Consider the following 10,892-nt stretch of genomic DNA (forward strand, 5'->3'; position numbering starts at 1 on the left):
GGACTCAGGCGAGCGCCTGGGCGACGCGGCGCACCTCGCTCTTGCGCCCCTCACGGAGCGCGTCGATCGGCGCCGCCCCGATGGACTCCTCGGGCGCCAGCAACCAGTCGATCGTCTCGTCGTCGTCGAATCCGGCGTCCTGCAGCACGATCACCGTTCCCCGCAGCGCAGACAGCGGCTTGCCGTCGGCGATGAAGACGGCCGGCACACGGGGGGCGCCGTGACGGCGCGAAGCCACCAGATGGGACTCGTCGAGCAGGCGCTTGACCCGCCCGAGCGGCTCGTCGAGCAGCTCCGATAGCTCCGGCAGGGAGAGCCAGTCCGTCGGCGTCGGGGAAACATCCTCAGTCACCTTCCCACTATCTCACCCGGCGCCCCTCCCCTGCGGCACCGTCGGTGCGTCTGCGGCGATCGATCGCACGGGTCGATATGACAGAAGTCTCATCTTTCACACGAGTCACGATGGTTGACACTGGATGACACGCGTGACACCGTGGCGGGGCGAACGGAAGGATGCCCGTGAACCAGACCACCGATCTCTCCCGCCCGCGCGGTGCTCGCATCCACGCGCCTGCTGCGCTCCTCGGCTCGCTCGCCGTCCTCGCGACCACATTGCCGACAGAGGCTGCCGAGGCTGCCGACACGGGCATCATGGGTGCGAAGCACGGCCCCGCCGTCGAAGCCACCAACCGCGCCGCGACCACCACCACCGCAGCCATCACCACCGCGACACCGACGCGGCATGTCGTGCGCCCCGGAGACACCATCAGCGGGATCTCCTCGGCATACGGTCTGCGCACGGCGGACGTCCTGGCCCTCAACGGCCTCGGCTGGGCAAGCGTGATCCATCCCGGGCAGGAGATCATCCTCACCGCCGCTCCCGACGGGGCCGTCGCGGCGTCGGGCATCGGCGGCACCCACACCGTCGCCGCGGGCGACACCGTCTTCGCCATCGCCCAGCGCCATGACACGACGGTCGACGCCGTCTTGGCCGCCAACGGCCTCGGCCGCGACGCCATCATCTACCCGGGCCAGACCCTCGCGCTCCCCGACCGGATGGCGCTCGCGTCGGCGTCGTCCGCGACGACCGCGCCGGCGACGGGCTCGGGGTCGTCCGAGGCCGTCGACGCCCTCGATGCCGAGCAGATCGCGAACGTGCAGATGATCATCTCGATCGGTCGCGAGCTCGGCGTGAGCGAGCGCGGCATCGCCATCGCCCTCGGCACCGCGATGCAGGAGTCCTGGCTGCGCAACCTCGACTGGGGCGACCGCGACTCCCTCGGGCTGTTCCAACAACGCCCGAGCACCGGCTGGGGCACCGCGGACCAACTCCTGGACCGCCGGTACGCCATCCTCGTCTTCTTCGGCGGCGACGGGGACCCGAACGGCTACACCACCCGCGGCCTTCTCGACATCCCCGGCTGGGAGGCGATGTCGTACGCCGAGGCCGCGCAGGCCGTGCAGATCTCCGCCTACCCCGATCGGTACGCGCGGTGGGAGCAGCCTGCGTACGCGTGGCTCGCCGCCCACGGGTGATCACCGGCCGGAGTCCGATCGGGCGGTGCGCCGCACCGGGGCTCACAGCCAGGCGTCCGTAGACTTCACTCGTGAGCACGAGTCAGCAGACGGATCCGCTGATCGGCCGTCTGGTCGACGGTCGATACCGTGTGCGTGCCCGCATCGCCCGAGGCGGGATGGCCACCGTCTACGTCGCAACCGACCTGCGCCTGGAACGACGCATCGCCCTGAAGGTGATGCACGGCCACCTCAGTGACGATTCGGTGTTCCAGAGCCGATTCATCCAGGAAGCCCGCGCCGCCGCGCGTCTGGCCGATCCGCACGTCGTGAACGTCTTCGATCAGGGTCAGGACGGGGACATGGCCTACCTCGTCATGGAGTATCTCCCCGGGATCACGCTGCGCGAACTCCTCAAGGAGCAGCGAAGACTGACCGTCCCCCAGGCGATCTCCATCATGGATGCGATCCTCTCCGGGCTCGCCGCCGCGCATCGCGCGGGAATCGTGCACCGCGACGTCAAACCCGAGAACGTTCTGCTGGCCGAGGACGGTCGGATCAAGATCGGCGACTTCGGCCTGGCCCGGGCCACCACCGCCAACACCGCCACCGGGGCGCAGCTGCTGGGCACCATCGCCTACCTGGCGCCTGAGCTGGTGACGCGAGGCACGGCGGATGCACGCAGCGACATCTACGCGCTCGGGATCATGCTCTACGAGATGCTCACCGGTGAGCAGCCCTACAAGGGCGAGCAGCCGATGCAGATCGCCTACCAGCACGCGACGGATTCCGTCCCGCGACCCAGTGCGAAGAATCCCGGCGTGCCGGAGCAGTTGGACGAACTGGTCCTGTGGTCGACGGAGAAACTGCCCGATGACCGGCCGCTGGATGCGCGGGAGATGCTCGAACGCCTGCGGGAGATCGAGCGGGAGCTCGGCATCACGCCCCAGGTCGCACGGACCGTCGAGACCGGCATCACGCGCGAGGACAGCGGCGCGTCGGGCGAGCTCACCAAGGTCCTTCCCGCCGCGGTCACCGCGCCGTCCGCCGTCATCGAAGACGTCGACAACACCTCACGGCTCCGGCAGGCGACGCGGCGGCGCTCCCGGCGCGGTGCGTCGATCCTCGTCCTCGTTCTGCTCCTGACCGCTCTGGCGGGAGGAGCCGGGTGGTGGTTCGGCTCCGGGCCCGGGTCCCAGGTCGCGGTGCCCGACGTCTCGGGGCTGACCTTCGCCGACGCGCAGACCGCACTCGCTCAGGAGTCCTTGATCGGTGTCGAAGAGGGGGTATACAGCCTGGAGGTCGACACCGGTCTCGTCGTCGACACCGATCCGTCAGCCGGAGCGCGTCTCGACAAGGACGCCGAGGTCGCGGTCCGCGTCTCGCTCGGCCCCGCCGAGGTCACGCTGTCGGCCCTGAACGGAAGACCCGAGGACGATGTGCGAACCCAGCTCGAGGCAGCGCGGATCGCCGTCGGCGAGAGCAGTACGTACTACACCGACGCCGATGCCGGCGTCGTCATCGGCGTGGCCGTCACGCCCCGCGAGGGCGGGGATGCCGTGGAGTGCGGCGAGGAGTGCACCGTCCACGAAGGAGACAGCGCGACCCTGCGTGTCTCCCTCGGCCCGCTCCCGTCGGTCCGCGACATGACCGAAAGCGATGCCCGTTCGACCCTGGAGGCCGCCGGCATCGAGGTCGCGTCCGTCTCGCAGGAGGCCAGCACCGAGATCGCCGAAGGGCGCGTCATCTACATGACCGATCGCGAAGGCGGTGGGTCATGGCGGCCCGGCGATCGAACGACGCTGGTCGTCTCGAGCGGTCCTCCCCTGTTCCCCGTTCCGGACGTCGTGGGGATGACGCGGGACGGCGCGGCGGACGCCCTGAGAGCCGAAGGGTTCGAGGTGAACTACTCCGCCCTGTGGAACGTCTGGCCCGACGACCTCACCGAGGTGACGGCCCAGGATCCCGAGGGATCGAGCATGAGGGTCCGCGGAACCACGGTGACCCTGCAGATCACCGTGACCGGCTGACTCAGCGCTTCTCGAGCTCCTCGGCGACGAGGAACGCCAGCTCCAGTGACTGCATGTGGTTCAGTCGTGGGTCGCACAGCGACTCGTACCGCGTGGCGAGCGTCGCCTCGTCGATCATCTCGGATCCGCCGAGACACTCGGTGACGTCGTCGCCGGTCAGCTCCACGTGGATCCCGCCGGGATGCGTGCCGATGGCACGATGCGCTTCGAAGAACCCGCGGACCTCGTCCACCACGTCGTCGAACCGCCGCGTCTTGTACCCGGTCGGCGTCGTGATGCCGTTACCGTGCATCGGATCGGTGACCCACAGGGGCGTCGCACCCGAGTCCTTCACGGCCTCGAGCAGCGGCGGCAGGGCGTCCCGGATCTTGCCGGCACCCATGCGTGTGATGAAGGTGAGCCGACCGGGCTCGCGCTCCGGGTCGAGCTTGTCGATCAGCTCGAGCGCGACCTCGGGCGACGTGGTGGGGCCGAGCTTGACGCCGATGGGGTTGCGGATCTTCGAGAAGTAGTCGATGTGGGCGCCGTCGAGTTCGCGCGTGCGCTCACCCACCCACAGGAAGTGTGCCGAGGTGTTGTAGGGCGTCGCGGTGCGGGAGTCGATGCGCGTCATCGGGCGCTCGTAGTCCATCAGCAGCCCCTCGTGACCGGTGTAGAACTCGACGCGGCGCAGTTCCTCGAAGTCGGCCCCCGCCGCCTCCATGAACTTGATGGCGCGGTCGATCTCGGTCGCCAGGCCCTCGTAGCGCTGGTTGGCCGGGTTCTGGGCGAAGCCCTTGTTCCAGCTGTGCACCTCGCGCAGATCGGCGAAGCCACCCTGCGTGAAGGCGCGGATGAGGTTCAAGGTCGAAGCGGCGGTGTGGTAACCCTGCAGAAGCCGACGCGGATCGGCGGTGCGTGAGGCCTCGGTGAAATCGAATCCGTTGACGATGTCACCGCGGTAGGCGGGCAACGTCACGTCCCCGCGCGTTTCGGTGTCCTTCGACCGGGGCTTGGCGAACTGCCCCGCCATGCGACCCATCTTCACCACCGGCATCGACGCGCCGTAGGTGAGCACGACGGCCATCTGGAGCACCGTCTTGATCCGGTTGCGGATCTTCTCGGCCGTCGCGCCTGCGAAGGTCTCCGCGCAGTCGCCGCCCTGCAGGAGGAACGCCTGCCCCGCGGCCGCACCGGCCAGACGCTCGCGCAGCAGGTCGACCTCGCCGGCGAAGACGAGCGGCGGCAACCCGGCGATCTCGTCCGACACGGCCGCGACGGCGTCGGCGTCGGGCCACGCGGGCTGCTGCTTGATCGGGAGGTTCCGCCAGTGGTCGAGGGAGTCTAGCTGCTGGAGCACCAGCCAAGTCTAGCCGCGCTTGGGGAGGCGATCTTTCACCGTGGACGCGTACACGTCGTCATAGCGCTGCTCGCCCAGGCGCTGGAGCGCCACCATGATCTCGTCGGTGATGGATCGGAGGATGTAGCGGTCGCCCTCCATGCCCTCGAAGCGTGAGAAATCGAGCGGCTCGCCGATCACGACCCCCACCCGCACCACGCGCGGGACGCGGCGGCCGATCGGCATCATCGTGTCGGTGTCGACCATGACGACCGGCACCACCGGAACATGCGCCTCGAGGGCCATGCGTGCGATGCCGGTTCGGCCGCGGTACAGGCGCCCGTCCGGACTCCGGGTTCCCTCGGGGTAGATCCCGAGGAGATCTCCGCGACCGAGCACCTGGAGACCGGTGTTCAAGGACGCCTCCGACGCTTTGCCGCCCGACCGGTCGATCGGCAACTGGCCCGTCGCCTTGAAGAAGACGCGGGTCGCCCAGCCTCGCAGGCCCTTGCCCGTGAAGTAGTCGCTCTTGGCGAGGAACGAAACGGGCCGGTCGATCATCAGCGGGAGGAAGATGGAGTCGGCGAAGGACAGGTGGTTGCTGGCGAGGATCGCCGCCCCCTGGGCGGGGACGTTCCGCCGGCCGACGATCCACGGCCGGAACACGGCCTTGACGACGGGTCCGATGACCACGTACTTCATCAGCCAGTAGAACACCGCTACGCGACCTCCGCCAGATCCGCGACACCGATCAGACCGGCATCGTTGCCGAGTTGCGCGATCGCGAAGTCCGCGACCGGGCGATCGCCGTATCCGGGCAGCGCGGTCCGGTACGCCTCGCGCATCGGCACCAGGAGGTCCTCACCCAACTGGGCGACGCCGCCACCGATGACGAACAGCTCCGGGTCGAGCACAGCCTGGAAACCGCCGCACGCCTCGCCGAGGGCGGTCGCCACCCGATGCAGCGCCTCGACGGCGCCCGGGTCGCCCGCGAGGATCAAGCGGGAGATCGCCGGCCCCTTCAGCGCGCCGGTCTCCCGGCGCAGTTCTGCGAGCCCGGCGCCGATACCCGATTCGGCATCGGCGATCTCATGCGCCTCTCGCTGCAGGGCCCGACCGGAGGCATACTGCTCCAGGCATCCGTTCTGACCGCACCCGCACGGTCGCCCGTCGCGGATGAACCGGATGTGGCCGAGCTCGCCCGCGATGCCGTGACCGCCCACCAGCAGCGCACCGTCGATGACGACTGCGCCGCCGACCCCGGTTCCCATGGTGAGCATGGTCATGTTGTCGACGTCACGGCCGGCGCCGAAGCGGAACTCCCCCCATCCGGCTGCGTTCGCGTCGTTCTCGATGGTCACGGGGACATCGATGCGGGCGGCGAACGCGGCTTTGAGGGGCTCGTTGCGCCACGCGATGTTCGGCGCATGGAGCACGATCGCGCGGTCTCGGTCGATGAAGCCCGCGGCAGCCACGCCCACCGCGGCGATGTCGTGGTTCTGGGTGAAATGACGCGCCATGTCGACCACCGCGTCGGCGAGGGAGGCGGTGTCCGTGGGGGTGGCGACGCGCAGCTTCTCCACGATCCGTCCCTCGGCGTCGACGACGCCTCCCGCGATCTTCGTGCCACCGATGTCGATACCGACCTTGAGCAACGTCTTCCCTTCCGGCCGGCCGCGGTCGCGACGGCGCAACCACTCTAGTAGGGCGGGCCGCGCGGTGACCGCGACCCCGACGCGCAGACGTGAAGACCCACGAGAACCGAACGTCACTCGGTTACACTCGATTCACGACCCGACCGCCGTAACCGCAACCGGTACCAAAGGAGTTGCCGTGACCGAGTTCACCATCCCCGCCGTCGTTCCCGCCGATCCCGACGCGAACATCACCGACCTCCTCGTGGAGCGGGTCAAAGAGACCCCGAATCGCGCGCTGTTCGCCGTCCCCGAAGGGTCCGGCTGGCGCGACATCACCGCGGCGCAGTTCCACCAGCAGGTCGTCGCCCTCGCCAAAGGTTTCGTCGCGGCCGGTGTCGAACCGGGCGACAAAGTCGGCTTCATCGCGCGCACCACCTACGACTGGACGCTCGTGGACTTCGCGTTGTTCTTCGCCGGCGCGGTGATGGTCCCGATCTACGAGACCTCCTCTGCGTCGCAGATCGCGTGGAACCTCTCCGACTCCGGTGCCGTGGCGTGCATCGTGGAATCGGAGGATCACTCGTCACGGCTGGAAGAGGTCCGCGGCGACCTTCCTCTGATCCGTTCGGTCTGGGCGATGCATGGGGGCGACCTGGACCGCCTCGTCGCAGAAGGCACGGGCATCGAGGACGATGAGATCGAGCGACGCCGGAACCTCGCGCAGGGCGACGACATCGCCACGCTGATCTACACCTCCGGCTCGACCGGCCGCCCGAAGGGATGCGTCCTCACGCACAGCAACTTCGTCGAGCTTTCGCGGAACTGCTTCGTCTCCCTGAATGACGTGCTGACCACGCCCGGTGCCTCGACCCTGCTGTTCATCACCACCGCGCACGTCTTCGCACGATTCATCTCGATCCTCAACGTGCACGCCGGGGTCAAGACCGGACACCAGCCCGACACGAAGCAATTGCTCCCCGCACTCGGGTCCTTCAAGCCGACATACCTGCTCGCCGTCCCGCGGGTGTTCGAGAAGGTCTACAACTCGGCGGAGCAGAAGGCGGAAGCCGGCGGCAAGGGCAAGATCTTCCACGCCGCCGCGAACACGGCGATCGAGCACTCGAAGCTAGAACAGGAGGGGAAGCGGGTCCCGCTCGGGCTCCGCCTGAAGTTCCGCCTGTTCGACAAGCTCGTCTACAGCAAGCTGCGCGAGGCCATGGGCGGCAAGGTGGTCTACGCCGTGTCGGGTTCCGCCCCGCTCGGTCCGCGACTCGGCCACTTCTTCCACAGCCTGGGCGTCGTCATCCTCGAGGGGTACGGACTGACGGAGACGACCGCGCCCGCCACGGTCAACACGACGCAGTTGATGAAGATCGGCACCGTCGGGCCCGTCATCCCCGGCGTCGGCGTTCGCATCGCCGACGACGGCGAGATCCAGGTCAAGGGTGTCAACGTCTTCAAGGAGTACTGGCGGAATCCGGAGGCGACCGAGGCCGCCTTCGACGGCGAGTGGTTCCGCACCGGAGACATCGGGGCCTTCGATGCCGACGGGTGCCTGGCCATCACCGGCCGCAAGAAGGAGATCATCGTCACCGCCGGCGGAAAGAACGTTGCCCCTGCCGCGCTCGAGGATCCGATCCGGGCCAACCCGATCATCGGCCAAGTCGTCGTGGTGGGCGACCACAAGCCCTTCATCTCGGCGCTGATCACCCTCGACCCGGAGATGCTGCCGACCTGGCTGGCCAACAACGACCTTCCCGGCGACATGTCGCTGGAGGACGCAGCCAAGAACGACAAGGTCCGAGCCGAGGTCCAGAAGGCGATCGACCACGCCAACACCCTCGTCTCACGCGCCGAGTCGATCCGCAAGTTCACGATCCTCCCGACCGAGTGGACGGAGGCGTCGGGACACCTGACACCGAAGATGAGCATCAAGCGCAACGTCATCATGGACGACTTCTCAGCGCAGGTCGAGGAGATCTACGCCGTGCCGGTGAACACCACCAACGTCTCACTGAAGTAGCCGACGACGGCGGCGCACGCGCAGAGGTGGAGCCGGTGGCCGGTCAGGTCGCCGGCTCCACCTCTGCTCCTCGCCGCCCCGAAGCGACTCAGAACCAGTCGGACTCCCGGATCTCGCGCATCGCGAGCTTGCGGATCTCCGGTGTCAGCCTGCTGAGGTAGAGCTTCCCGTCGAGATGATCCGTCTCATGCTGGAGCGCCTGTGCCATGAGGCCGTCGCCTTCGACGACCACCTCGCGCCCGTCCAGGTCGATGCCGCGTGCGGCGGCGTGCGGGTATCGCAGAGCATCGTGCCAGAGGCCCGGTACCGACAGGCAGCCCTCCCCGATGTACTGGGGCTCGCCGGAGAGTTCGATGATCTCGGGGTTCAGCAGGTACCCGATGTCACCGTCGATGTTGTAGCTGAAGGCGCGCAATCCCACCCCGATCTGCGGGGCGGCTACTCCGGCCCGTCCGGGCAGCTCGACCGTGTCGATCAGGTCCTGCACCAGAGCCCTGATGCCGTCGTCGATCGTCTCGATCGTCGCACTGGGCGCCCGCAGGACGGGGTCGCCGAAGACGCGGATCGTGCGAACGGCCACGTCAGGCCGCCGTCGGTGTCGCGCGAAGGCCGTCGACGACCACAGCAGCGAGGTCCCGTGCGGCCTGCCGGGTACCGGCGTCGAGGTCCCGGAACACGATGGACGACCCCGTCGCGATGTGGGCGTCGTAGGGGATGCGGACGACCGCGCGCACGCGCGTCCGGAAATGCGCCTCGAGCTGGTCGAGCTGCACGAGCGGCGCACCCGGACGCCCGCTGTTGAGGACCACGACGGCCTTCCGGACCTGATCGGCGTATCCGTTCGCCTCCAGCCACGTCAGCGTCTCCGAGGCCAAGCGCGCCTCGTCGACGCTGAGCCCCGCGACGAGGACCAGCTGGTCGGCGAGATCGAGCGTCGCGCCCATCACGGAATGGACGACACCGGTCCCCGTGTCGGTGAGCACGATGGAGTAGTAATGGGCGGCGACGCTCGCGACGTCGTGATAGTCGCGGCCGCTGAAGGCTTCGGAGACCTGCGGGTCGGCGTCGGAGGCGAGCACGTCCAGCCGCGTCTCGTCGCGGGCGACGATCGTGGAGATGTCGCTGTACCCGGAGACCTGACCGCGCACGCGGGCGAGGTCGCGAACGGTCTTGCCGCTGGTGCGACCGATCCGGTCGGCGAGGGTTCCCCGGTCGGGGTTCGCGTCAACGGCGATGATGCGGTCATCCCGCGCGTCGGCGAGGGCCATGCCGAGGAGCGTCGTCACCGTCGTCTTGCCCACCCCGCCCTTTCGCGACATGACGGGAACGAATCGGGCAGCGCCGGGCAGGGGCGCGGCGATCTTGCGGTCGAGTTCCTTGCGGGCGCGCGCCTTCTTGCTGTCGCCGAGGTGGATACGCCGACCCGAGAGGGCGTAGATCAGCTGCTGCCAGTACCCCTCGGGCTCCGACCGCGCCATCTGGGCGGGGTCGAGGAGTCGGTCGGCGGTGAGCAGATCCGCGGTTTCGCGGTCGGCTTCGAACTCCCCGAGACGCTTCGAGGCGAGTGTGACATCGGCACGCGGCTGGACCCGCTCGACCTCCTCCATCCGACCGGTCGGATGCGGTTCGCCGGGGTGCTGAGCCTCCCACCGCGTGGCCGGCACGCTCCCGGTCGCGGTGGTGGGCGCAGGTTCTCTCGTCGGCGCGGTCACGGGTGCGTCGGCGGGGGTCTCGGTCACAGCCTCATCCTGCCCGAGTGACACGGGCGCAGGCGAACCGTGCGCCCGCTCGGGCGCGGCGGACGACCCGGTGCGCCCCTGGTCTCCGGCGTCCGGATCGGCGTGCTCGGCGCCGCGGACCTCGGGCTCGTCACCCATGACGGCGAATCCCCCGGGAGCCCCATCGGAAGCCCGGGCGGTCGTCGCGTCTGCTTCGTCGACGCCTTCGTCCGGTGTCTCGTCGGTGACGATCTCGGCCGTGTGCGCCTCGACGGGCGCGGGGTCGGACGGCAGCTCGTCGGCCTCCAGGTCTCCTTCGAAGACCTCCTCGGCAGACGCGGACGTCTCAACGTCGACGGTCTCCCCGTCGCGGCCGAGGTCGACCGCCGAAGCCGATGTCAGGACCTGGTCGTGCGAAAGCGGGTCGCCCAGGGGCGCGTGCACGAACGGGACCTCATCGTCGATGACGTCCTCGTCATCGTCGTCGTGGTCGGTCGGCAACGACACCGACACCTGCTGCGTCGATGTCCCGAGCAGTCCGATGGCGTGCGTGTCGAGGTTCCCGGCGTCGTCGAGGACGGCGTTCTCGGCCGCCTCGTCGTTCGGCGAGTGGTCGGGATGATCGGGGTTCACGGGGTGCTCCTGGGTTCT

General features: G+C 68.8%; 9 protein-coding genes. 3 read left to right on the plus strand and 6 right to left on the minus strand.

Annotation, left to right across the window (positions count from 1 at the left end):
* Positions 1-4: 4 nt before the first annotated feature.
* Positions 5-352, minus strand: coding sequence for an Rv2175c family DNA-binding protein (locus RZO50_RS14125; protein ID WP_322600369.1), 348 nt, complete (start codon positions 350-352; stop codon positions 5-7).
* Between the two features lie 161 nt (positions 353-513).
* On the opposite strand from RZO50_RS14125, the gene RZO50_RS14130 reads away from it, so the two are divergent.
* Positions 514-1,536, plus strand: coding sequence for a LysM peptidoglycan-binding domain-containing protein (locus tag RZO50_RS14130; RefSeq protein WP_416211610.1), 1,023 nt, complete (start codon positions 514-516; stop codon positions 1,534-1,536).
* A gap of 71 nt (positions 1,537-1,607) precedes the next feature.
* Positions 1,608-3,545, plus strand: a complete 1,938-nt coding sequence (gene pknB / locus RZO50_RS14135) for a Stk1 family PASTA domain-containing Ser/Thr kinase (RefSeq protein ID WP_322600371.1) — start codon at positions 1,608-1,610, stop codon at positions 3,543-3,545.
* A gap of 1 nt (position 3,546) precedes the next feature.
* Here the strand turns inward: pknB and RZO50_RS14140 are convergent, their stop codons facing one another.
* Genes RZO50_RS14140 through RZO50_RS14150 form a run of 3 tightly spaced genes read right to left on the minus strand, consistent with a single transcriptional unit; the run spans position 3,547 to position 6,518 of the window.
* A complete protein-coding gene (locus tag RZO50_RS14140; protein ID WP_322600372.1) occupies positions 3,547-4,884 on the minus strand; it encodes a class II 3-deoxy-7-phosphoheptulonate synthase in 1,338 nt (445 codons plus the stop codon).
* A gap of 9 nt (positions 4,885-4,893) precedes the next feature.
* Positions 4,894-5,580 carry a lysophospholipid acyltransferase family protein gene (locus RZO50_RS14145; protein WP_322600373.1) on the minus strand — a complete coding sequence of 229 codons (687 nt, stop codon included), beginning with the start codon at positions 5,578-5,580 and terminating at the stop codon, positions 4,894-4,896.
* Positions 5,581-5,582: 2 nt separating this feature from the next.
* Complete coding sequence (locus tag RZO50_RS14150) at positions 5,583-6,518, minus strand: ROK family glucokinase (RefSeq protein ID WP_322600374.1); 936 nt, start codon at positions 6,516-6,518, stop codon at positions 5,583-5,585.
* Between the two features lie 178 nt (positions 6,519-6,696).
* Between RZO50_RS14150 and RZO50_RS14155 the strand changes: the two genes are divergently transcribed.
* Positions 6,697-8,523, plus strand: a complete 1,827-nt coding sequence (locus RZO50_RS14155) for an AMP-dependent synthetase/ligase (protein WP_322600375.1) — start codon at positions 6,697-6,699, stop codon at positions 8,521-8,523.
* Between the two features lie 88 nt (positions 8,524-8,611).
* Here RZO50_RS14155 and def read toward each other — a convergent pair whose 3' ends face one another.
* Complete coding sequence (gene def, locus RZO50_RS14160; protein WP_322600376.1) at positions 8,612-9,103, minus strand: peptide deformylase; 492 nt, start codon at positions 9,101-9,103, stop codon at positions 8,612-8,614.
* A 1-nt stretch (position 9,104) separates the two neighbouring features.
* Entirely contained in the window at positions 9,105-10,874 is a 1,770-nt protein-coding gene (locus tag RZO50_RS14165; RefSeq protein ID WP_322600377.1) for a nucleotide-binding protein, read from the minus strand.
* Positions 10,875-10,892 lie beyond the last annotated feature (18 nt).

Source organism: Microbacterium xanthum (assembly GCF_034531355.1).
Taxonomy (GTDB): Bacteria; Actinomycetota; Actinomycetes; order Actinomycetales; family Microbacteriaceae; genus Microbacterium; species Microbacterium xanthum.

Bases quoted from the DNA above. Each gene is read 5' to 3' on its own strand.
- RZO50_RS14130 (WP_416211610.1), top strand. From the start codon at position 514: ATGCCCGTGAACCAGACCACCGATCTCTCCCGCCCGCGCGGTGCTCGC.